The organism is Pseudomonas sp. CVAP#3, assembly GCF_018986375.1.
Taxonomy (GTDB): Bacteria; Pseudomonadota; Gammaproteobacteria; order Pseudomonadales; family Pseudomonadaceae; genus Aquipseudomonas; species Aquipseudomonas helvetica.
This window is the reverse complement of the sequence record NZ_JAHMSC010000019.1, coordinates 12845-35424: the sequence shown is the minus strand read 5'-3', so window position 1 is coordinate 35424 and position 22580 is coordinate 12845. Positions and strand designations below refer to the sequence as shown.

The following is a 22580-nucleotide window of genomic DNA, read 5'->3' as shown; positions in this document are numbered from 1 at the left end:
TGTACCAGTCATATCTTCGATTTAAAAATCTTTTAACCTTTTGATTTATATAGATTTATATCTTTTGTGCGGTGGCGCTCGAGGCGATAGTCGTCCGGGTTTCCGAATATGTGCAATGGAAGCGTTCGGCTGTCCGAAATCTCCTACAGCGTAAATCTAGGATTTCCCACATTTTTGAATGGGAATTAGTGCTAAAGAAAACCGCTCAGAGGTCGATGATCCCTTCAGGATCATTTTTTGTGCAGGAGCTCATATGTCCATTTCAGTAGGTTTTCCAAACGCAGGCGGCATCACGATTGGCGGCAAGTCGCTCGCTACGATCAACGCATTGAACGACGCGAGGGCAGAAGCCGAGACACAACTGACGACTGGCAAGGAAGGTGACAGCAAGCAAGTCAAGACAGGTCCGGTAGGGCAAAACCAGGGCACTGAGACCCAAGCGGATGACGGTGGTAACCAAAGCATCACGGTGAAGATGCTGCTCAAACGCATGAAGGAACTGCAAGAGCAATTGCGCCAGCAACAACAGCAACTGGCTGCGGCCCAGGCCGCGTCATATCCGACGCCGGAAGCCAAGACCACCGCGGTCATGGCGATTCAGGGGCAGATCGCTCAAACCAACGGTGCGCTGATGGAGGTGACCAGCAGCCTGGTCAAGGAGCTGGCCAAGGGTTCCAATAGCGGATCGGTGGTCAACACCACGGCATAATCGGCATTGCCGTTTTTTCGCCTGACAGACCACAAAACGGTTTTTTCTGACCGTTGACAAATGTCGACAGGGTTCGCATAGTTCGGTCTACGCAAACGTTTGCGCAGCCCTGTCGACGGTTTGGTTCCGTGGGCGCGGCGATCCTCGTTCCCGCGTATCAGAGCGCTGGTGAACGGATTTGAAGCGTATGCAGTGCAAGCGTTGCTCACAATAATCATAAGATCGGAGTGAACTCATGAAGCTGCCATTCGCTGGACGTCTTCTCGCTGTCGCTATGCTGGCTGCCGCATCCGCCGCTTTGCCCCTCTCTTCGGCCTTTGCCGACACTGAAAAACCGAAAGTCGCGCTGGTCATGAAATCCCTGGCCAACGAATTCTTCCTGACCATGGAGGATGGCGCCAAGGCTTACCAGAAAGAGCATTCTGCCGATTTCGACCTGATCTCCAATGGTATCAAGGACGAAACGGACACCGCTGGTCAGACGCGCATCGTCGAGCAAATGATTCTGGCCAAGGTCAATGCGCTGGTGATTGCGCCAGCCGACTCCAAAGCGATGGTTCCGGTGATCAAGAAGGCCATCGATGCCGGTATCACCGTGATCAACATCGACAACCAGCTGGACCCGGCCGTCGTCAAAAGCAAGAACATGACCGTACCGTTCGTAGGCCCGGATAATCGCAAAGGCGCGCGTCTGGTCGGCGAGTACCTGGCCAAACAGCTGAAGGCCGGTGACGAAGTCGGCATCATCGAAGGTGTTTCCACCACCACCAACGCCCAGGCTCGCACCGCTGGCTTCAAGGACGCAATGGAAGCGGCGCAGATCAAGGTCGTCTCGTTGCAGTCCGGTGACTGGGAAATCGATAAAGGCAACAAGGTTGCCGCCTCAATACTCAGCGAGTACCCGCAAACCAAGGCTTTGCTGGCGGGTAACGACAGCATGGCGGTCGGTGCTGTTTCGGCGGTGCGCGCAGCAGGCAAGGCGGGCAAGGTGCAAGTGGTCGGTTACGACAACATCAATGCCATCAAGCCAATGCTCAAGGATGGCCGCGTATTGGCGACTGCCGATCAGTTTGCAGCCAAACAGGCGGTGTTCGGCATCGAGACTGCCCTGAAAATGCTCAAGGGCGAAAAGGTCGACAGCGGCACCAACGGCGTAATCGAAACTCCGGTTGAGCTGGTTACCAAGTAGTCATTCTGGCGATACAACGGCGCTCGCTCGCAAGGGCGAGCGCATGGAGAGTTTTTTATGTCAGTTTGTGCTCCGAACGCGGTCCTTTCGGTCAGCGGTATCGGCAAGACGTATGCGCAACCGGTATTGACCGGCATTGACCTGACGCTGATGCGTGGTGAAGTGCTGGCGTTGACCGGCGAGAATGGTGCCGGCAAAAGCACGCTCTCGAAAATCATTGGCGGGCTGGTCACTCCGACCACCGGCCAAATGCAGTTCCAGGGGCGCGATTACCGTCCTGGCAGCCGAACCCAGGCAGAAGAGCTGGGTATTCGCATGGTTATGCAGGAACTCAATCTGCTGCCGACCCTGTCTGTCGCAGAGAACCTGTTTCTCGACAACCTGCCGAGCAATGGCGGATGGATCAGTCGCAAGCAACTGCGCAAAGCGGCAATCGCCGCGATGGCTCAGGTCGGGCTCGATGCGATCGATCCGGACACGCTGGTCGGTGAGCTGGGGATCGGTCATCAGCAAATGGTCGAGATCGCGCGCAACCTGATCGGCGACTGCCATGTCCTGATTCTCGATGAGCCAACAGCGATGTTGACGGCTCGCGAAGTCGAGATGCTCTTTGAGCAAATTACCCGCCTGCAAGCTCGTGGCGTGGCGATCATTTATATTTCCCATCGGCTGGAAGAGCTGGCGCGGGTTGCTCAGCGCATCGCGGTATTGCGTGACGGCAATCTGATCTGCGTCGAACCGATGGCCAACTACAACAGCGAGCAACTGGTCAATCTGATGGTCGGCCGCGAATTGGGCGAAAACATCGATCTCGGTCCGCGGCAGATCGGCGCGCCGGCCCTGACCGTCAAAGGGCTGAGCCGTTCGGACAAGGTTCGCGATGTGTCTTTCGAGGTGCGCAGCGGCGAGATTTTCGGAATTTCCGGTTTGATCGGGGCAGGGCGCACGGAGCTGCTGCGGCTGATCTTCGGTGCCGATGCGGCAGACAGTGGCACGGTCGCGCTGGGTTCGCCGGCGCAAGTGGTGAGCATTCGTTCGCCCGCCGATGCGGTCGGTCACGGCATTGCCCTGATTACCGAAGATCGCAAAGGCGAGGGGCTGCTGCTGACTCAGTCGATCAGCGCCAACATCGCCCTGGGCAATATGCCGGTGATCTCCAGTGGCGGCATTGTAAATGCGCGTGACGAGATGGCGCTGGCGCAGCGTCAGATCGACGCGATGCACATTCGCAGCTCCAGTCCTGCGCAGCTGGTTTGCGAGTTGTCGGGCGGCAATCAGCAGAAGGTGGTGATTGGCCGCTGGCTTGAGCGTGAGTGTTCGGTGCTGTTGTTCGATGAGCCGACTCGCGGCATCGATGTCGGTGCCAAATTTGATATTTACGCGTTGCTTGGCGAGTTGACGCGTCAGGGCAAGGCGCTGGTGGTGGTGTCCAGTGATCTGCGCGAGCTGATGTTGATCTGCGACCGTATTGGCGTGTTGTCGGCCGGACACTTGATCGACACCTTCGAGCGCGACAGCTGGACTCAGGATGATTTGCTTGCCGCCGCTTTTGCCGGCTACCAAAAACGTGATGCGTTGCTCCATGAAGCGGCGCCTAGGGATCTCCCATGATAACTGCACTGTCTGCTGGCAAACGTAGTAGCAATTTTTACGGCCTCGGTACCTATCTGGGTCTGGCTGGTGCCTTGCTGGCGATGATTGCGTTGTTCTCGGTCTTGAGCAGCCATTTCCTCTCTTATGACACCTTCAGCACGCTGGCCAATCAGATTCCGGACCTGATGGTGCTGGCAGTCGGCATGACGTTCGTGTTGATCATCGGCGGCATCGACCTCTCGGTGGGTTCGGTGCTGGCATTGGCAGCCTCGACCGTCAGCGTGGCGATCCTTGGCTGGGGCTGGAGTGTCTTGCCGGCGGCGCTGCTGGGCATGGCCGCCGCCGCATTGGCCGGGACCATCACCGGTTCGATCACCGTGGCCTGGCGCATTCCGTCGTTCATTGTTTCGCTGGGTGTGCTGGAGATGGCTCGCGGCGTTGCCTATCAGATGACCGGCTCGCGCACGGCCTACATTGGTGATGCCTTTGCCTGGCTGTCCAATCCGATTGCCTTTGGTATTTCGCCGTCGTTCATCATTGCGTTGTTGGTCATCTTCATCGCTCAGGCGGTGTTGACCCGCACCGTGTTCGGTCGCTACCTGATCGGCATCGGCACCAACGAAGAGGCCGTGCGTCTGGCGGGTATCAACCCAAAACCCTACAAGATTCTGGTGTTCAGTCTGATGGGGTTGCTGGCGGGTGTTGCCGCGCTGTTCCAGATATCGCGTCTGGAAGCGGCGGACCCGAACGCCGGTTCCGGCCTGGAGCTGCAAGTCATCGCTGCCGTGGTGATCGGTGGCACCAGCCTGATGGGTGGTCGCGGTTCGGTAATCAGCACTTTCTTCGGTGTTTTGATTATTTCCGTACTGGCTGCCGGGCTGGCACAGATCGGTGCGACCGAGCCGACCAAGCGCATCATCACCGGTGCGGTGATCGTGGTCGCGGTGGTGCTGGACACCTACCGCAGCCAACGTGCAAGTCGACGGAGCTGAATCATGGCAACGATCAAGGATGTGGCAGCGCTCGCAGGGATTTCCTACACCACGGTTTCCCATGTGGTGAACAAGACCCGGCCGGTCAGTGAAGAGGTTCGGCTCAAGGTCGAGGCCGCGATCAAAAGCCTGGATTACGTGCCCAGTGCCGTGGCGCGCTCGCTCAAAGCGAAAACCACCGCGACTATCGGTCTGCTGGTGCCCAACAGTCTCAACCCGTACTTCGCGGAATTGGCCCGTGGTATCGAGGATTACTGCGAGCGTAACGGTTATTGCGTGATCCTCTGCAACTCCGATGACAACCCCGACAAGCAGCGCAGTTACCTGCGCGTGCTGCTGGAAAAACGCATCGACGGGCTGATTGTCGCGTCCGCCGGCGGCGATAGCGGGTTGGCGCAAGGGCTGGCGGGCGTGCGCACGCCGATGGTGATCGTCGATCGTGGGCTGGAGGGGCTCGATGCGGACATGGTACGCATCGATCATGAGTACGGTGCTTATCTTGCGACCCGGCATTTGCTCGAGCTGGGCCATCGCGACATCGCCACTATTGGCGGTCCGGCACATACCAGTGTGGCGCAGATGCGTCTGGCAGGTTACTGCCGGGCCTTGAAAGAGGCAGGCGTCGAAGTGCCGGGAGATTGGATGCTCGAGAGTGATTTCACCAGCATCGGCGGTTACAACGCGGCGACAATGTTGCTGGAAAAACACCCGCCCAGCGCAATTTTTGCCGGTAACGACATGATCGGTATCGGCGTACTGCGGGCCGCCGCCGAGCGCAATATCCGGGTGCCGAGCGAGCTTTCGGTCATCGGTTTCGACGATATTCAGATGAGTCGTTATGTCTATCCTGCGCTGACCACCGTCGGCCAGTCGATCCTGCAGCTTGGCGAAATGGCTGCGGAGGTACTGTTGCGACGGATCGCGACACCCGAACTGGCGACCGATCAGCGGATCGTGACGCCCAGTATTGTCATGCGAGAGTCGACCGCGCCGCTGGCCGGCGTATTCGACCAATACCGCTGAAGCGAATTGATGAGTAGGGATGTATGCCAGCAAAAGTAGTGGTTGTAGGCAGTCTGAACATGGACCTGGTGACCCGCGCCCAGCGGTTGCCACATGCCGGAGAAACGCTGCATGGCGAGTCGTTTGCCACCGTGTCGGGCGGCAAGGGTGCTAATCAGGCGGTCGCGTCTGCCCGGCTGGGTGCGCGGGTGTCGATGATCGGCTGTGTGGGTGACGATGCTTATGGCGAGCAATTGCGCGCGGCGCTGCTGGCAGAACAGATCGATTGTCAGGCGCTGACATCGGTCGAGGGCTCCAGCGGCGTGGCGCTGATCGTGGTCGATGACAACAGCCAGAATGCGATTGTTATCGTTGCGGGTGCCAACGGTCAGCTGACACCTGGCATGGTCGCGGGGTTCGATGCGGTGCTTGCAGCGGCCGACGTGATCATCTGTCAGCTTGAAGTGCCGATGCACACGGTTGGTTATGCCCTCAAACGCGGTCGTGAGCTGGGCAAGACGGTGATCCTCAATCCGGCGCCGGCAACGAGCCCATTGCCGGCCGACTGGTATTCGTCAATCGATTACCTGATCCCCAATGAAAGCGAAGCGTCGGCCCTGAGCGGTTTGCCGGTGGACTCTCTGGAGAGCGCCGAGTTGGCCGCGAGCCGATTGATTGCCGCCGGTGCCGGCAAGGTCATCATCACGTTGGGGCCCCAGGGTTCATTGTTTGCCAACGGGCAGGGCTGCGAACATTTTCCGGCACCCAAGGTCAAGTCCGTAGACACCACGGCGGCCGGTGACACCTTTGTCGGCGGTTTTGCCGCGGCATTGGCTGCTGGCAAAAGCGAAGTCGAGGCCATTCGTTTTGGTCAGGTCGCAGCAGCCTTGTCGGTGACGCGGGCCGGCGCACAACCCTCGATTCCTTCCTTGTCAGACGTACAGGCCTTCAAAGCATCATGAAAAAAACACCCTTGCTCAATATCGCATTGTCGCGGCTGATTGCCTCTTTGGGGCATGGCGACATGCTGGTGATTGGCGATGCCGGTCTGCCGGTGCCGCCCGGCGTTGAGTTGATCGACCTGGCGTTGACCCCGGGCATTCCGGACTTCGTCAGTACCTTGCGCGTCGTACTCAGTGAAATGCAGGTGGAAAGCCATGTGCTGGCCGAAGAAGTCCTGCTCAAGCAGCCGCCGGCGCTGCAGGCGATCGACGAGCTGACGGCCAATGCCGCGATGGGCCAGCGGCGGTTGCTGAGTCATGAAGAATTTAAAGTCCTTAGCCGACAGGCGCGGGCGATTGTTCGTACGGGCGAATGTCAGCCGTACTGCAACATCGTGCTGGTCGCAGGAGTGACTTTCTAGTCCGCCATATCCCGATTCGATTTATCCACGCACAAGGAGTGCGCTATGTACCGCTATGCTCAACGACTGCATCACCTGATCCGGAGTCTGCTGCTTTTGTCCTTGCTCACCGCTACAGGCGCCCACGCGGCGGAAAAGATAGATCTGATCATCGACACCGATCCAGGTGCCGACGACGTGGTGGCGCTGCTGTTTGCCCTGGCGTCGCCCGAAGAACTGAACATTCGTGCGCTGACCACCGTTGCTGGTAACGTGCGCCTGGACAAGACCTCGCGTAATGCGCGGCTGGCCCGCGAGTGGGCAGGGCGCGAAGATGTGCCAGTGTATGCGGGTGCACCGAAACCGCTGATGCGCACGCCAATCTATGCCGAGAACATTCATGGCAAGGAAGGCCTGTCGGGTGTCACGGTGCACGAGCCGAAGAAAGGTCTGGCCAAAGGCGATGCGGTCAGTTACCTGATTGACACGTTGCGCGCGGCCAAGCCTCACAGCATCACTATCGCAATGCTCGGGCCGCAGACCAACCTGGCGTTGGCGCTGATTCAGGATCCGGAAATCACCCAAGGCATCAAGGAAGTGGTGATCATGGGCGGCGCGCACTTCAACGGCGGCAACATTACCCCGGTGGCCGAGTTCAATCTGTTCGCCGATCCGCAGGCAGCTGAAGTGGTCCTCAAAAGCGGCGTCAAGCTGACCTATCTACCGCTGGACGTCACTCACAAGATTCTGACCAGTGACGCTCGCCTGAAGCAGATTGCTGCGCTGAACAACAATGCCAGCAAACTGGTGGGCGATATTCTCAACGAATACGTCAAAGGCGACATGGAACACTACGGTATTCCTGGTGGCCCGGTGCATGACGCCACGGTGATCGCGTACCTGCTCAAGCCGGAACTGTTTACCGGTCGTGCGGTGAACGTGGTCGTCGACAGTCGCGAAGGGCCGACCTTTGGCCAGACCATCGTTGACTGGTACGACGGCCTGAAAGCCCCGAAGAACGCGTTCTGGGTTGCGAACGGCGATGCTCAGGGCTTCTTTGACTTGCTGACGGGGCGTCTCGCCCGTCTCAAGTAAGCCATACCCCCGCAGGTGCCAGTCTGCGGGGTTTTACTCCCTTTCCGTGTGGGGTGCGCCCATGTCGTCGATGGGGTACTTTTCGAATACCTGCTCGATGAACTGTTGAGCAGCTTTCGTGCCCAGGTCCTTGACCAGCAGGTCTATGCCAATAATCGCCAATTCTTCCGGGCTGCTGGGGCTGTAAGAGCTGTGGCCTTGGGGCCAGCTGACTTTGATATCGGCGTCGATGGTCACGGTGGTCATGAGTGTCTCGCGAGGTCGGGAAGTCTGTCTGTTGAGTTAACCACCTTGCGCAGCTTTTGGCACTCCGACTTAGGCATGAACGGAGGGCTATGCGACACTTGGGCTTTGTAGATTTCAAGGACAGTGCTGTGCAGATCGATTTGAATACCCCGGACGGCTTGACGCTAGAGGCAGTGCGCCAGCTGCTGGCGTCTGCCAGCGACGATACGCACACCCAGTTGCGGGTCACCAAGTCAGGAATTGCCTACATTTCGTCAGGTGTTGTCGGCGGAACGGATATCGACGGGCTGCTGTTTCGCCTTGAGACGTGGGCCAAGGGCTCCGGGTATGTAGGCATGGTTGCCGCCAGTGATGAGGTCTGGGTCATGCAGATATTCAACGCATTGAAGCAAAACTGGCCGAAGCCACCCTTTGATTACATCGATATCTACTGAGTCTGCTCATATTCAGTCACGATTGCGCACTGAACAGCAGGTGATAGCTCAGGCAAACTTGCGTGTTTGACGGCTTTGAAGGCGGGGGATGGCACTGACCATGAAACCAAACGCCCAAACGGCTGTCGCACGAATGCAGTTCAACTATTGAAAAGGAGGCGTCATGCCTTGGAAGCTCGCGTCATTGGGTACTTTGCTGGCCGCCGTCATGTTAGCGGGTTGCAGCAGTACCTCCGAGTCGGCAAAAGACCCTGTGGTAGCCGGGGCCGGTAACGGTCGTTGTGAGGCAAAGGCTGCCGAATTCGTCATTGGCAAAAAGGCTTCGCCAGAGTTGCTGGAACAGGCCCGCACGCGTTCCGGGTCGCAGACTGCACGAGTCCTTAGGCCGAACGACATGATCACTCTGGAATACCGTTCGGATCGTTTGAATCTCAACACCGATGCCAACCTGGTCATTACCCGCGTCAACTGCGGCTGATTGCTTCAGGCTTTGGTTGCGCCCATAAAAAACCCCGTCACATGGACGGGGTTTTTTTAGTGCGCCAGGAAATTACTCTGGGCGAACTTGTGCAGCTTGCATACCCTTTTGGCCTTTCTCAGCCACGAAGGAAACGGTTTGGCCTTCTTTCAGGCTTTTGAAACCGTCGCTTTCGATAGCTTTGAAGTGTACGAACAGGTCGTCACCGCCACCTTGAGGAGTGATGAAGCCGAAGCCTTTTTCATCGTTGAACCATTTAACGGTGCCGGTTTGGCGATTAGACATGGTGTATCTCCAAGAAACATATATTTTCAGTAGTGCTGTGCTGCTCAGGCCAACTGGGCACACCGGAGTATCATAGTCGAAATGTTCGATTTGGGAGCCCCCCGGACGTGCTGTTTGCCTTCGTATCGTCTGTTCTTTGTCGCTGTATATGGCTGGAAGCCCCGGTTTAAAAGGCTTGTAGCCAAATACATGTCCTGTAAAAAAAGCTGTAAAAGCTGCGTAATTTGTCTGAAATAGCGGGTTTTCGGCGGTTTTCTACTCGCCAAAGGCGTTGTTTTTAGCCCGGCGGCAGCTTATTTAACGACTCTGCAGGCCGCAATGGCGTCCAGCGCCTTGGTTCGCAGCTCCGCACTCGGCTGTTTCGTCTTACTCATCAGCTCGCTGATTTCGGCCGTTGTAAACTTCTCGTTCAGCTTGTCCGCGCCACAGGCACAATGCTGTTCGGCAGTCTTCTGGTCGACGCTCTGACTGGCGGCACCAACGCAGTCCTTCATATAGCTTTCGCGAACCCCGGCAGGCCAGGCAGCCTGCGCGCTCAGCGGGAGCAGCATGATCAGTGGGGAGGCAAGGGCGATAAGGCGGATAAGACGCATAGCTGGAACTCCGTGAGGTCGATAATGTGTGGCGATTCTCAGCCTATTTGAGGTGGGCCGTACATCTCAAGTTCACTTTTTGATACAAAAGCCCTGAATTCGGCGTTGGTCAAACAAGGTCGCGGCGACGACCGTTCATCTGTGCTAGGATCCAACGCTTGGGTATTTTCAGGCTCTGGACGATCTGCTCGCCAGTAGCGGTCAATACCCGAATAACCCTGATTTGATCTCCAGTCACTCTGGTTCGGTTTCCGGTTGGCCGCAAGGCTCCTGCCGCTGTAAGGCAGGCGTTCATTATTGAATGGCCTGGACTGAATCGCGTACTGGCTGCTCATCCCAACCCACGTGACCTTTGGTAGGGGTCACCACTAGGAGAGGAGGCGCCATGCCCACTATTACTCTTCCCGACGGCAGTCAACGTTCCTTCGATCATCCGGTTTCCGTAGCCGAGGTCGCCGCATCCATTGGTGCCGGTCTGGCCAAGGCCACCGTGGCCGGCAAGGTCAACGGCAAGCTGGTTGACGCCAGCGATGTCATCGACAGCGACGCGACCCTGCAAATCATCACGCCCAAGGATGAAGAAGGGGTGGAGATCATTCGCCACTCTTGTGCTCACCTGATTGGCCACGCGGTCAAGCAGCTGTACCCGACGGCGAAAATGGTGATCGGTCCGGTCATCGATGAAGGCTTCTATTACGACATCGCCTACGAGCGTCCTTTCACTCCGGACGACCTGGCGGCGATCGAACAGCGCATGCACCTGCTGATCGAAAAAGATTACGACGTCATCAAGAAAGTCACTCCGCGCGCCGAAGTGATCGACGTGTTCACCAGCCGCGGCGAAGACTACAAGCTGCGCCTGGTCGAAGACATGCCGAACGAGCAGGCCATGGGTCTGTACTATCACGAAGAATACGTCGACATGTGCCGCGGTCCGCACGTGCCGAACACCCGCTTCCTGAAATCCTTCAAGCTGACCAAACTGTCCGGCGCCTACTGGCGCGGCGATGCCAAAAACGAGCAACTGCAGCGCGTTTACGGCACTGCCTGGGCTGACAAGAAGCAACTGGCGGCTTACATCCAGCGTATCGAAGAAGCCGAAAAACGCGACCATCGCAAGATCGGCAAGCGTCTCGGCCTGTTCCATACCCAGGAAGAAGCGCCGGGCATGGTTTTCTGGCACCCGAACGGCTGGACCCTGTACCAGGTGCTCGAGCAGTACATGCGCAAGGTCCAGCGTGAAAACGGCTACCTGGAGATCAAGACTCCGCAAGTGGTTGACCGTAGCCTGTGGGAGAAATCCGGGCACTGGGCCAACTACGCCGAGAATATGTTCACCACGCAGTCGGAAAGCCGCGATTACGCGATCAAGCCGATGAACTGCCCTTGCCACGTGCAAGTGTTCAATCAGGGCCTGAAAAGCTACCGTGAACTGCCGATGCGTCTGGCCGAGTTCGGTGCTTGCCACCGTAACGAGCCGTCCGGTGCGCTGCACGGCATCATGCGCGTGCGCGGGTTCACCCAGGACGATGCACACATCTTCTGTACTGAAGAGCAGATGCAGGCCGAATCCGCTGCGTTCATCAAGCTGACCATGGATGTCTACGCCGATTTTGGCTTTACCGACGTCGAAATGAAGCTGTCCACTCGTCCGGAAAAACGCGTCGGCTCCGATGAACTGTGGGATCGCGCAGAATCGGCGCTGGCCTCAGCCCTTGATAGTGCGGGCCTGCCGTACGATCTGCAGCCAGGCGAGGGTGCTTTCTACGGTCCGAAAATCGAGTTCTCGCTAAAAGATTGCCTCGGTCGTGTCTGGCAATGTGGTACCTTGCAGCTCGATTTTAACCTGCCGATCCGTCTGGGAGCCGAATACGTCTCCGAAGACAACAGTCGCAAGCACCCGGTTATGTTGCATCGGGCGATCCTGGGTTCCTTCGAGCGTTTCGTCGGGATTCTGATCGAGCATTACGAGGGTGCGTTCCCTGCGTGGCTGGCTCCGACTCAGGCAGTGATCATGAATATCACTGATAAACAGGCAGATTTTGCCGCTGAAGTTGAAAAAACTCTCAATCAAAGCGGTTTTCGTGCCAAGTCTGACTTGAGAAATGAAAAGATCGGCTTTAAAATCCGCGAGCATACTTTGCTCAAGGTTCCCTATCTCTTGGTTATTGGAGATCGGGAAGTCGAGATGCAGACTGTCGCTGTGCGTACTCGTGAAGGTGCTGACCTGGGCTCGATGCCCGTCGCCCAGTTCGCTGAGTTCCTCGCGCAAGCGGTTTCCCGGCGTGGTCGCCCAGATTCGGAGTAATTATTATTAAGCGTGAAATGAGACAAGATAAACGAGCTGCACCGAAAGCCCCGATCAACGAGAATATCTCGGCACGCGAGGTTCGGTTAATTGGCGCTGACGGCGAGCAGATTGGCATCGTCTCGATTGATGAAGCGCTTCGTATTGCTGAAGAAGCCAAACTGGATCTGGTGGAAATTTCCGCCGACGCAATCCCACCGGTTTGCCGTGTGATGGATTACGGCAAATCGATCTTCGAAAAGAAGAAGCAGATTGCCGCAGCGAAAAAGAACCAGAAGCAGATTCAGGTAAAAGAAATCAAGTTTCGTCCAGGGACGGAGGAAGGGGATTACCAGGTAAAACTGCGCAACCTGGTACGTTTCCTGAGTGACGGGGACAGGGCCAAGGTATCCTTGCGATTCCGCGGCCGTGAGATGGCCCACCAGGAGCTGGGGATGGAACTCCTCAAGCGGGTTGAAGGTGACCTGCTCGAGTACGGTTCGGTCGAACAGCATCCTAAGATGGAAGGACGCCAGCTGATCATGGTCATCGCCCCGAAAAAGAAGAAGTAATCAACAGGGCACGGCAGGCCTTGCGATTATGTTTATCAACTGAATGCGGAGTATCCGAACATGCCAAAGATGAAAACTAAAAGTGGTGCTGCTAAGCGGTTTCTGAAAACTGCTAACGGTATCAAGCACAAGCACGCTTTCAAGAGCCACATCCTGACCAAAATGTCGACCAAGCGTAAGCGTCAACTGCGCGGTAGCAGCTTGCTGCATCCGTCTGACGTGGCAAAAGTCGAGCGCATGCTGCGCCTTCGTTAATTTTTGGTTAAGAATAGAGGAAGTAACTCATGGCTCGTGTAAAGCGTGGCGTCATTGCCCGTAAACGTCACAAAAAAATTCTGAAACTTGCTAAAGGCTACTACGGCGCTCGCTCGCGCGTATTCCGTGTTGCCAAGCAAGCGGTAATCAAGGCAGGCCAATACGCCTACCGTGACCGTCGTCAGAAAAAACGTCAGTTCCGCGCTCTGTGGATCGCTCGTATCAACGCTGGTGCACGTATCAACGGTCTGTCCTACAGCCGTTTCATCGCCGGCCTGAAAAAAGCGTCCATCGAGATCGACCGTAAGGTTCTGGCTGATCTGGCAGTGAACGAAAAAGCGGCGTTTGCTGCGATTGTCGAGAAAGCTAAAGCCACCTTGGCTTAAGTACCCCCGACAGTCACCCGGCCTCACCTCTGTGGGGCTAGGTGTTAAACGTCATAAATAGGGGAAGAGCCTTCAAGCTCTTCCCCTATTTTGTATCTGGAGTCTGTACATGGAAAACCTGGATGCGCTGGTCTCTCAAGCACTAGAGGCTGTGCAAAGCGCTGAAGATATCAATGCCCTGGAGCAAATCCGGGTTCACTACCTTGGCAAAAAGGGTGAATTGACTCAGGTGATGAAGACCCTGGGGAATTTGCCGGCAGAAGAGCGCCCGCAAGTCGGCGCCCTGATCAACGTTGCCAAGGAGCGTGTCACAGAGGTTCTCAATGCGCGCAAGGCACTGTTTGAAGAGGCCGACCTGGCCGCCAAACTGTCCGCCGAGTCCATTGATGTGACCCTGCCTGGCCGTGGTCAGACCTCGGGTGGTCTGCATCCGGTTACTCGCACTCTGGAACGTATCGAACAGTTCTTCACCCATATCGGCTACGGCATCGCCGAAGGCCCTGAGGTCGAAGACGACTATCACAACTTCGAGGCGCTCAACATCCCAGGCCATCACCCGGCCCGGTCGATGCATGACACCTTCTATTTCAATGCGAACATGTTGCTGCGCACCCATACCTCGCCGGTACAGGTCCGCACCATGGAATCGAAACAGCCGCCGATCCGCATCGTCTGCCCAGGCCGTGTGTATCGCAGCGACTCCGATATCACCCACTCGCCGATGTTCCACCAGGTCGAAGGCCTGCTGGTCGACCGCGACATCAACTTCGCCGACCTGAAAGGGACCATCGAAGAGTTCCTGCGCGTGTTCTTCGAAAAAGAACTGGCAGTGCGTTTCCGCCCTTCGTACTTCCCGTTCACCGAGCCGTCCGCCGAAGTCGACATGGAATGCGTGATGTGCAGCGGTAAAGGCTGCCGCGTCTGCAAGCAGACTGGCTGGCTGGAAGTGATGGGCTGCGGCATGGTTCACCCGAACGTGTTGCGCATGTCCGGGATCGACCCGGAAGAGTTTTCGGGCTTTGCCTTCGGCATGGGCGTTGAGCGTCTGGCCATGCTGCGTTACGGCGTGAACGACTTGCGTCTGTTCTTCGACAACGACTTGCGGTTCCTCGCGCAATTTCGCTAGTCGTAACGAATTCTTAGGAGAGCAGGATGAAATTCAGTGAACAATGGCTGCGCGGCTGGGTAAGCCCGCAGGTAAGTCGCGACGAGCTGGTTGCTCGTCTGTCGATGGCCGGTCTTGAGGTCGATAGCGTTACGCTGGCCGCCGGTGAATTCAGTGGCGTGGTGGTGGGCGAGGTGCTGAGCACCGAGCAGCATCCGGACGCCGACAAGCTGCGTGTTTGCCAGGTCAGCAATGGCACGGAGACCTTCCAGGTAGTTTGCGGTGCGCCAAACGTGCGCCCGGGCCTGAAGATCCCGTTCGCCATGATCGGTGCCGAACTGCCAGGCGACTTCAAAATCAAGAAAGCCAAGCTGCGTGGCGTTGAGTCCAACGGAATGCTGTGCTCGCAAGCCGAATTGCAAATCGGTGAAGGCAACGACGGCCTGATGGAATTGCCGGCCGATGCGCCGGTCGGTCAGGACATTCGTGAATACCTGAGCCTGGACGACGCCAGCATCGAGGTCGACCTGACCCCGAACCGCGGCGACTGCCTGTCCCTGGCCGGTCTGGCTCGTGAAGTCGGTGCGCTCTATGCTGCCGAAGTCACGCGTCCGGTCGTTGCCTGTGTTCCAGCCGCGCACGATGAAGTGCGTTCGGTTGAGGTTCTGGCACCCGCCGCTTGCCCGCGTTACCTGGGTCGCGTGATCCGTAACGTCGACCTGTCCAAGCCTACGCCGCTGTGGATGGTCGAGCGTCTGCGTCGCGCTGACGTGCGCAGCATCGACGCTGCCGTCGACATCACCAACTACGTGATGCTGGAACTGGGTCAGCCGCTGCACGCTTTCGATCTTGCCGAAATCAATGGCGGCATCCGCGTGCGCATGGCCGAAGAGGGCGAGAAGCTGGTGCTGCTCGACGGTCAGGAAGTCAGCCTGCGTAGCGATACGCTGGTGATTGCCGACCACTCCCGCGCCCTGGCGATTGCTGGCGTGATGGGTGGCGAGCACAGCGGTGTTTCCGCGACCACTCGCGATGTCTTCCTTGAAAGCGCGTTCTTCGATCAGATCGCCGTTGCTGGCAAGGCTCGTTCCTACGGCCTGCACACCGACGCCTCGCACCGCTACGAGCGTGGCGTGGACTGGCAACTGGCCCGTGAAGCCATGGAGCGCGCCACTGGCCTGCTGCTGGAAATCGCCGGTGGCGAAGCTGGCCCGATTATCGAAACCGTCAGCGAGCAGCACCTGCCGTCGATTGCTCCGGTCACCCTGCGTGCCCAGCGCATCACCCAGATGCTGGGTATGGAAATGGATTCAACCGAAGTCGAGCGTCTGCTCAGCGCTTTGGGCCTGAAGATTTCCGCGGATGGGGCAGGGCAGTGGCGTGTTGAAGTGCCAAGCCATCGCTTCGATATCAGCCTGGAAGTCGACCTGATCGAAGAGCTGGCCCGCCTGTACGGTTACAACCGTCTGCCGGTTCGTTACCCGCAAGCCCGTCTGGCACCGCAAGCCAAGGCTGAGGCGCGTAGCGATCTGCCTGAGCTGCGCCGCCTGCTGGTGGCTCGTGGTTATCAGGAAGCGATCACCTACAGCTTCATCGATCCGAAGCAGTTCGAACTGTTCAACCCGGGTGTCGAGCCTCTGTTGCTGGCCAACCCGATCTCCAACGACATGGCCGCCATGCGTTCGTCCCTGTGGCCGGGTCTGGTCAAGGCGCTTCAGCACAACCTGAACCGTCAACAAGACCGCGTCCGTCTGTTCGAAAGCGGCCTGCGCTTCGTCGGTCAGCTGGAAGGCCTGAAGCAAGAGCCGATGCTGGCCGGTGTGGTCTGCGGCGGCCGTCTGCCGGAAGGCTGGGCACAAGGTCGCGATACCGTGGACTTCTTCGACGTCAAAGCCGACGTGGAAGCAGTGCTGGGCTTTGCCGGTGCGCTGGATTCGTTCACATTCGTACCAGGCAGCCACCCTGCGTTGCACCCGGGTCAAACCGCGCGCATCGAGCGTGAAGGTCGCGTAGTCGGCTACATCGGCGCTATCCACCCTGAATTGTCGAAAACCCTCGGTCTCGACCGTCCGGTCTTTGTTTTCGAGCTGGTGCTGGCCGAAGTGGCGTTGGGCAAAATGCCTAAATTCAGCGAGTTGTCGCGCTTTCCTGAAGTGCGTCGAGACCTTGCGCTGCTGGCGGACAAAGACGTTGCAGCCAGTGCTGTACTGGACGTAATCCGTGAAAATGCAGGCGAATGGCTGACGGACCTCAGGCTATTTGACGTGTATCAGGGTAAAGGTATTGATCCGCATAGAAAAAGCCTTGCAGTTGGCTTGACCTGGCAGCATCCATCGCGCACTCTTAATGACGATGAGGTGAATACCACGACGCAAAACATCCTCACCTCGCTCGAACAAAGGTTGAACGCCACGTTAAGGAAGTGACGTATGGGGGCTTTGACGAAAGCTGAGATGGCGGAACGTCTGTATGAAGAGCTGGGCCTGAACAAGCGGGAGGCCAAGGAATTGGTCGAACTGTTCTTTGAAGAAATCAGGCACGCTCTTGAAGACAACGAACAGGTGAAGTTGTCCGGTTTCGGCAACTTCGACCTTCGTGACAAACGCCAGCGGCCTGGCCGCAATCCGAAAACGGGAGAAGAAATCCCGATCACGGCTCGCCGTGTGGTCACCTTTCGTCCAGGGCAGAAGTTGAAGGCCCGAGTTGAGGCTTATGCTGGAACCAAGTCATAACGACGAGCTTCCCGTCATCCCAGGCAAACGCTACTTCACCATTGGTGAAGTCAGCGAGCTTTGTGCGGTAAAACCACACGTGCTGCGCTACTGGGAGCAGGAGTTTCCTCAACTCAACCCCGTCAAGCGCCGCGGAAACCGCCGGTACTATCAGCGCCAGGATGTGCTGATGATCCGGCAGATCCGCGCGTTGCTCTACGACCAGGGGTTCACCATCGGCGGAGCGCGCCTGCGCCTTTCCGGCGATGAAGCCAAAGACGACACCACCCAATACAAGCAAATGATCCGCCAGATGATCGCCGAGCTCGAAGATGTTCTGGTGGTACTCAAGAAATAAATTCCTGCTTTTAAATACTTCCAGTTTTCAAAAGCTTGCGATATATTCTTGAGCGTTCCTCGAGATGAGGAACAGGTTTCACGCCTAGTCGGGGCGTAGCGCAGTCCGGTAGCGCACTAGCATGGGGTGCTAGGGGTCGAGTGTTCGAATCACTCCGTCCCGACCATATAATTCAAGGGGTTGCGAGATTTTATCTCGCGACCCCTTTCTATTTAAAGTCGTTCCCCCCCCCCCCACAAAACCACTGGCTCTGGCTGGAATCTCAGCGGATATCAAGGAGCTGGTTGGTGTTCTGTCGCACTATCAGCGCACCAATAGAGGCCTGCACCTGCTTTATTTAAGTCGGTGACATTGCCTATGGCGGTTTCGGCGTTCATTGAGCCGGTGATACCTCAGACTCAAGGCATTTCCGCGTTTAACATTCGTCGAATGGTTATTGATGAACTACGTTCGCTGGGCATTGATAAAGTCTATAAATGCCCTCAGAGGCGAGGGCAGATAGCGTCTACCAGGGTAATAGAGAAACGGCCCGGTAAAGCTCTGCCACCATGGTTCCAGCACCGGTTCAAGTGCCCCGCTTTCCAGATAGGGCTGAAGCCAGTCCTCAAACAGGTAGACGATACCCAGCCCATCAATCGCAGCCTGAACAGTCAGGCCCACGGCGCCCCCCACCCTGACAATCAACGGCCCAGTCGGGTCCACGCTCACACATACTCTGATTGAGGTAGACAAAATGAGCAAAGTGGCCAAAGCAGGTTCGTTCTTATTGGGCGATCGGGCGGTAAATCGTATGGGCTACGGTGCGATGCAATTGGCGGGACCTAACGTTTTTGGCCCTCCGAAGGATCCGAAAGCGGCCATTGCCGTGCGGCGTGAAGCGCTGGCGTCGGGTGTAAACCACATTGATACCGCAGATTTTTACGGCCCTCACGTGACCAACCAACTGATCCGTGAAGCTTTACACCCTTACGCTGAAAACCTGGTCATCGTGACAAAGGTCGGCGCACTCCGTGGTTCTGATGGCTCCTGGAATCCAGCGCAGAGCCCCGCTGAATTGACCCAGGCCGTGCATGACAACCTGCGCAATCTTGGTGTGGACGTACTGGATGTGGTGAACCTTAGGGCAATGGGCAACCAGCAATCGCCCGCCGAGGGGGCCATCGAGGAATCATTTACCACACTTGTAGAATTACAACGCCAGGGGCTCATTCGCCACTTGGGCGTAAGCAACGTCACGCCATCGCAGGTCAAGCAAGCGCAGGGGATCGCTGACATCGTCTGCGTGCAGAATCACTACAATCTATCTCACCGTGAAGACGAGACACTTATTTCTGAGTTGGGTCAGCAGGGCATTGCTTATGTGCCGTTCTTTCCTCTAGGTGGTTTCACGCCGTTGCAGTCGCAAGTACTCTTGAACGTAGCGACGCGCATGGGAGCTTCACCTCTGTGCGTGGCGCTGGCGTGGCTGCTGCAATGTGCTCCTAATATCTTGTTGATTCCTGGTACTTCCTCGGTGGCACACTTTCGAGAGAATCTCACCGCGAGTGAATTGTTAATCGCGCCTGATATGCTGGACGAGTTGGAGGCGCTGGGATAGCGGACGGCGAGTCCAGGGCTGATTAGTTGGAGCTTTTACTAAGCAGCCCAGTAAGCGCCAGCGAATGGCTCGCGATCGCCGTGAGACATTACGCTGACTGACGTCTAATCCAGTAATTTGCTCATAGTGCCTATCGGGATTGCGCCATGGTCGGATAGTCCGTGTAACCGCGATCCTCACCTTGGTAGAACGTCGTCGGGTCGGCTTCGTTCAGGGCTCTATTGTGTTTGAATCGCTCTACCAAATCCGGGTTGGCCAGGAACGCGGTGCCAAACGACACCAGATCAGCATCGCCTAAGCTGAGCGCCGTTCCGGCTCGCTCTGCGTCATAGCCACCATTGGCGATGTAGGTGCCACCGAAACGACGCTTTAGTTCTCTGAAATCAAATGGCCCTGCACCGAGTTCAACCACGTGAAGGTAGGCCAACCCATAGCGACTGAGCATCTTCGCCGCGTAGTTGAAAGTTGCTTGGGGATCGCTGTCGCTCATGGAGAAATAATTGAAGATTGGCGACAGGCGAACGCCTACGCGGCTGGCCCCGAAGACCTCGATGACGGACTCGACTACCTCCTTGAGAAATCGAGCGCGATTCTCTACAGATCCGCCGTAGGTATCGGTTCGGGTATTGGTGCCATCGCGTAGGAACTGGTCGATCAAATAACCGTTTGCACCATGGATTTCTACGCCGTCGAATCCAGCACGTTTTGCGTTTTCAGCACCTTGGCGAAAATCAGCGATCACGTCAGGAACCTCATCGAGATCCAGAGCTCGTGGCAATTCGTAAGACTTCAGTCCCTCAGGCGTATAGATCTCGCCATCAGCCTTGATCGCTGAAGGTGCTACTGGCAGGGCGCTGTTGATCTGCACCAATGGATGTGAGAGCCGTCCGACATGCCAGAGTTGCAGGAATATCCGTCCACCTTCTGCATGAACAGCGTCGGTCACTTGTCTCCAGCCGGCGATTTGTTCGGAGGTGAAGATGCCCGGCGTTCTCATATAGCCTTTGCCTTGTGCCGAGACCTGAGAACCCTCGGTGATGATGAGTCCGGCACCGGCACGTTGCCGGTAATACTCAACCACGGTGGGCGTCGGAGCATCACCTTCACCGGCGCGGCTTCGCGTCAAAGGCGCCATGACCATGTGGTTTTTCAGAGGGAGGGAGCCGATTTGTGCAGGGGACAAAAGCAGGTCGAGATTGCTCGTGGTCATGATGTATCTCAGTAGGTGAGGATTAATAATTCAGGATTGGTGGGATGTTTAGCGGGGAGTCGTATCGACTGAAGGCGCGCCTCAGGGGCTAGCTCAGTCGTCCCTCCTGCCGCAGGCGTTCACCGATGCGCTGTATCTCAGTTTCGCCCTGTGCCAGAGCTGCCCTGCTCGTGTGTACCGAGTAGTAGCCCGTCACCAGTTCGTGCGGATGCTTCACTGCTGAGCCCAGTACGAATGAGCATTCGCCTTGAGCCACGAAATCGATGTATTGCTCGGACTCCTCGAATACGGCGAGTTCGCCGGCATTAATCAGGCCCCCTGTGTCCAGCCGTCCTGCATTAACCGCGAGCCAGGCCACGGTGTGTCCGGACGGCGGGGTATACCGCCAGCGCTCGCCGTCTTTCAAATTCACGGCGAGATAGTTCATGTCACTCGGCGCTTCAATCAGGCTCTGCGCATTACCGTAGCGGCCCAGGAGCACGCGCGCCGGGCCTGATTGCGGAACTTGGGAGGGCGCAAGATAGACACTCAGCGCGGGGGCGTTTTCCAACGACGGCGGTAGTGCCACCCAGAGCTGGAATCCCTGCATTGAGGACTCGTTGGCTAGCGTAGCGTCGTGCCACACCCCGTTACCGGCGCGCATCCACTCAACGCCACCTGCCAGCAATACACCTGTCGCACCGGTGGTATCTTCATAGGCGACGTTACCTTTGGTCATGAAGGTAACCGTCGCGATCCCGGAGTGCGGGTGCATGCCAAAATTGGACTTACCGCGACTGGTGTTCAAACTGAAAATATCAAGGAAAATGAAAGGCTTCAAAAGCTCGCCCAGATCGCCCGGGCTCATAAGCCGCGTTATAGGGCCATGGGTGCTGCCTTTAGTGCGATGGACAATGGCGCGTTGCAGAACAGCGACGGTGGCGGTCATATGTTTTCTCTCGGGGTTTTGAGCGCCTGGGCCCACCAGACAATGTCATCGAGCAGCGCTTTGGCTGCCTGGGAGGTCAAATGCAGCAATGCCTGAAGGATATGCGTATTCGGATTGCTTTATTAGATGGCATAATTGGATTGAACCAATCCATTTAACGAAGGGGTGGCGATAAAGTGATTGACCTGAATGACGTCGCCTTGTTTGTACAAGTGGTACGCAACGGCAGCTTTGCCGAAGCGGCGCGGCAGCTTGGAATGCCGCCCAACACCTTAAGCAGACGCGTTCAACAACTCGAGGCGCAGCTCGGCACACGGCTGCTGCAGCGCTCCACGCGCAAGCTCACACTTACCCATTCAGGTCAGGCTTTTCATGACCGCTGCTCTGGCGCGGTAGAAGGCCTGATCGATGCCGGACAGCAATTAATGACGGGAAACCAGGAGCCGAGTGGCATCGTGCGCATTGCGGCGATGGCTGATTTCTTCGACTTCTTCCCTATGGAATGGGTGGCCGATTTTCTAGCCTTGCATCCACGGGTTCAGCTTGACTTCGTGCTAAGTGATGCGCGCGCCGATTTGATCGCTGATCGGATCGACATCGCGTTTCGAGGGGGCACTTTGCAGGATTCGGGATACGTCGGTCGCCAACTCATTGGAGCAGGCAATGAAGGTTTGGTCGCCAGCCCCAAGTACCTCAATAACCGAGGTGTGCCCGCTACGCTAGAGGATCTGGTCAATCACGACTGTGTGAGTTTCGGTCATCCTAGCGGCGTCACCACGTGGCGTCTTAATGGGCCAAACGGTGTTGAGGAAGACGTGCAGATTACCAGCCGTTTCAATGGAAACACGGCTCAGGCATTGCGTAAGGCCACGGTGGCTGGCTTGGGTATTGCGTTGCTGCCGCCCACGATAGTTGATTTCGATCTTCGGGCTGGCCGCCTTGTGCCTGTGCTACCGCATTACCATCGCACTGGATACGGCCTGCATGTGCTTTATCCCAGTCGGCAACATTTGCCGTTGGCGGTATCAGCCTTTATAGGACTGGTGATGGAGAAGCTAAAAGTGGAAGCATTCCCAGCAAGGGTTTTACCTGAGCAGGTTTGACACGGTATTTGGGCTTATGACTTTCACACAGCGGGACGGGTAGTAATGTCCTCCACCATTAGTCACGTCATCTGTATTTACGGACCGAGATTCGACCGGCCAAATTGCCA

Annotated in this window: 25 protein-coding genes, 1 tRNA gene and 1 pseudogene; 21 read left to right on the top strand and 6 right to left on the bottom strand. The window is 57.0% G+C overall.

The genetic code is table 11. From position 1 onward, the window contains the following. Nucleotides 1-253 precede the first annotated feature (253 nt). The 8 genes from KRR23_RS24290 to KRR23_RS24255 all read left to right on the top strand — a co-directional run bounded on the left by KRR23_RS24290 (nt 254) and on the right by KRR23_RS24255 (nt 7922). Nucleotides 254-709, top strand: coding sequence for a hypothetical protein (locus KRR23_RS24290; RefSeq protein WP_216744567.1), 456 nt, complete (start codon nt 254-256; stop codon nt 707-709). 235 nt (nt 710-944) lie between these two features. After that, entirely contained in the window at nt 945-1898 is a 954-nt protein-coding gene (locus tag KRR23_RS24285; RefSeq protein ID WP_054596650.1) for a sugar ABC transporter substrate-binding protein, read from the top strand. 57 nt (nt 1899-1955) lie between these two features. Continuing rightward, nucleotides 1956-3509 (top strand): sugar ABC transporter ATP-binding protein, encoded by a 1554-nt coding sequence (locus KRR23_RS24280; protein ID WP_216744566.1) that lies wholly within the window; start codon nt 1956-1958, stop codon nt 3507-3509. Next, nucleotides 3506-4483, top strand: coding sequence for an ABC transporter permease (locus tag KRR23_RS24275; protein WP_216744565.1), 978 nt, complete (start codon nt 3506-3508; stop codon nt 4481-4483). The genes KRR23_RS24280 and KRR23_RS24275 overlap by 4 nt, the downstream gene beginning before the upstream one ends. A 3-nt stretch (nt 4484-4486) precedes the next feature. After that, a complete protein-coding gene (locus tag KRR23_RS24270; RefSeq protein ID WP_216744564.1) occupies nt 4487-5506 on the top strand; it encodes a LacI family DNA-binding transcriptional regulator in 1020 nt (339 codons plus the stop codon). A 23-nt stretch (nt 5507-5529) separates the two neighbouring features. Continuing rightward, nucleotides 5530-6447, top strand: coding sequence for a ribokinase (gene rbsK / locus KRR23_RS24265; protein ID WP_103319789.1), 918 nt, complete (start codon nt 5530-5532; stop codon nt 6445-6447). After that, on the top strand, nt 6444-6848 hold the full coding sequence (gene rbsD, locus KRR23_RS24260) for a D-ribose pyranase (protein WP_216744563.1): 405 nt from the start codon (nt 6444-6446) through the stop codon (nt 6846-6848). The genes rbsK and rbsD overlap by 4 nt, the downstream gene beginning before the upstream one ends. Nucleotides 6849-6893: 45 nt before the next feature. Then, nucleotides 6894-7922, top strand: a complete 1029-nt coding sequence (locus KRR23_RS24255) for a nucleoside hydrolase (protein ID WP_216744562.1) — start codon at nt 6894-6896, stop codon at nt 7920-7922. Between the two features lie 33 nt (nt 7923-7955). On the opposite strand, the gene KRR23_RS24250 is transcribed toward KRR23_RS24255, so the two are convergent. Continuing rightward, nucleotides 7956-8168 carry a hypothetical protein gene (locus KRR23_RS24250; protein WP_123425772.1) on the bottom strand — a complete coding sequence of 71 codons (213 nt, stop codon included), beginning with the start codon at nt 8166-8168 and terminating at the stop codon, nt 7956-7958. Between the two features lie 128 nt (nt 8169-8296). Here KRR23_RS24250 and KRR23_RS24245 point away from each other — a divergent pair, with 128 nt between their 5' ends. Next, complete coding sequence (locus KRR23_RS24245; RefSeq protein ID WP_054598288.1) at nt 8297-8602, top strand: hypothetical protein; 306 nt, start codon at nt 8297-8299, stop codon at nt 8600-8602. A gap of 163 nt (nt 8603-8765) precedes the next feature. Then, the gene (locus tag KRR23_RS24240) at nt 8766-9080 is read left to right on the top strand and encodes an I78 family peptidase inhibitor (RefSeq protein WP_054596658.1); all 315 of its coding nucleotides are present in this window, start codon (nt 8766-8768) and stop codon (nt 9078-9080) included. A 72-nt stretch (nt 9081-9152) separates the two neighbouring features. Here the strand turns inward: KRR23_RS24240 and KRR23_RS24235 are convergent, their stop codons facing one another. Both KRR23_RS24235 and KRR23_RS24230 read right to left on the bottom strand, forming a co-directional pair. Next, nucleotides 9153-9365 carry a cold-shock protein gene (locus KRR23_RS24235; protein ID WP_003179963.1) on the bottom strand — a complete coding sequence of 71 codons (213 nt, stop codon included), beginning with the start codon at nt 9363-9365 and terminating at the stop codon, nt 9153-9155. Nucleotides 9366-9658: 293 nt separating this feature from the next. After that, nucleotides 9659-9958, bottom strand: a complete 300-nt coding sequence (locus tag KRR23_RS24230) for a hypothetical protein (RefSeq protein WP_145021239.1) — start codon at nt 9956-9958, stop codon at nt 9659-9661. Nucleotides 9959-10343: 385 nt separating this feature from the next. On the opposite strand from KRR23_RS24230, the gene thrS reads away from it, so the two are divergent. From thrS to KRR23_RS24185, 9 genes are all read left to right on the top strand, one after another. Further along, nucleotides 10344-12266: a threonine--tRNA ligase gene (gene thrS / locus KRR23_RS24225; RefSeq protein ID WP_216744561.1), complete on the top strand. Its 1923-nt coding sequence runs from the start codon at nt 10344-10346 to the stop codon at nt 12264-12266. Beyond that, the gene (gene infC / locus KRR23_RS24220) at nt 12266-12817 is read left to right on the top strand and encodes a translation initiation factor IF-3 (protein ID WP_173860028.1); all 552 of its coding nucleotides are present in this window, start codon (nt 12266-12268) and stop codon (nt 12815-12817) included. Before thrS ends, infC begins: the two co-directional genes overlap by 1 nt. A gap of 60 nt (nt 12818-12877) precedes the next feature. After that, nucleotides 12878-13072 (top strand): 50S ribosomal protein L35, encoded by a 195-nt coding sequence (gene rpmI / locus KRR23_RS24215; protein ID WP_002553160.1) that lies wholly within the window; start codon nt 12878-12880, stop codon nt 13070-13072. 29 nt (nt 13073-13101) lie between these two features. Next, nucleotides 13102-13458, top strand: a complete 357-nt coding sequence (gene rplT, locus KRR23_RS24210) for a 50S ribosomal protein L20 (protein WP_007905879.1) — start codon at nt 13102-13104, stop codon at nt 13456-13458. Nucleotides 13459-13567: 109 nt separating this feature from the next. Then, on the top strand, nt 13568-14584 hold the full coding sequence (gene pheS, locus KRR23_RS24205; RefSeq protein ID WP_007905876.1) for a phenylalanine--tRNA ligase subunit alpha: 1017 nt from the start codon (nt 13568-13570) through the stop codon (nt 14582-14584). Nucleotides 14585-14610: 26 nt separating this feature from the next. Continuing rightward, on the top strand, nt 14611-16989 hold the full coding sequence (gene pheT, locus KRR23_RS24200) for a phenylalanine--tRNA ligase subunit beta (protein ID WP_216744560.1): 2379 nt from the start codon (nt 14611-14613) through the stop codon (nt 16987-16989). Nucleotides 16990-16992: 3 nt separating this feature from the next. Further along, entirely contained in the window at nt 16993-17295 is a 303-nt protein-coding gene (ihfA, locus tag KRR23_RS24195; RefSeq protein ID WP_002553164.1) for an integration host factor subunit alpha, read from the top strand. Next, nucleotides 17276-17632: a MerR family transcriptional regulator gene (locus KRR23_RS24190; RefSeq protein WP_003179985.1), complete on the top strand. Its 357-nt coding sequence runs from the start codon at nt 17276-17278 to the stop codon at nt 17630-17632. Before ihfA ends, KRR23_RS24190 begins: the two co-directional genes overlap by 20 nt. An 89-nt stretch (nt 17633-17721) precedes the next feature. Then, a tRNA-Pro gene (locus tag KRR23_RS24185) sits at nt 17722-17798 on the top strand. A gap of 278 nt (nt 17799-18076) precedes the next feature. On the opposite strand, the pseudogene KRR23_RS24180 reads toward KRR23_RS24185, so the two are convergent. Continuing rightward, nucleotides 18077-18334: pseudogene (locus KRR23_RS24180) on the bottom strand (LysR substrate-binding domain-containing protein); the annotation flags it as partial. Between the two features lie 31 nt (nt 18335-18365). On the opposite strand from KRR23_RS24180, the gene KRR23_RS24175 reads away from it, so the two are divergent. Then, nucleotides 18366-19229, top strand: coding sequence for an aldo/keto reductase family oxidoreductase (locus KRR23_RS24175; protein WP_216744558.1), 864 nt, complete (start codon nt 18366-18368; stop codon nt 19227-19229). A 130-nt stretch (nt 19230-19359) separates the two neighbouring features. Here the strand turns inward: KRR23_RS24175 and KRR23_RS24170 are convergent, their stop codons facing one another. Both KRR23_RS24170 and KRR23_RS24165 read right to left on the bottom strand, forming a co-directional pair. Then, nucleotides 19360-20439 carry an alkene reductase gene (locus tag KRR23_RS24170; protein WP_216744557.1) on the bottom strand — a complete coding sequence of 360 codons (1080 nt, stop codon included), beginning with the start codon at nt 20437-20439 and terminating at the stop codon, nt 19360-19362. Between the two features lie 88 nt (nt 20440-20527). Beyond that, nucleotides 20528-21367, bottom strand: a complete 840-nt coding sequence (locus KRR23_RS24165; protein ID WP_216744556.1) for a pirin family protein — start codon at nt 21365-21367, stop codon at nt 20528-20530. 176 nt (nt 21368-21543) lie between these two features. On the opposite strand from KRR23_RS24165, the gene KRR23_RS24160 reads away from it, so the two are divergent. Further along, entirely contained in the window at nt 21544-22470 is a 927-nt protein-coding gene (locus tag KRR23_RS24160) for a LysR family transcriptional regulator (protein WP_064616817.1), read from the top strand. The last annotated feature ends 110 nt before the right edge of the window (nt 22471-22580 follow it).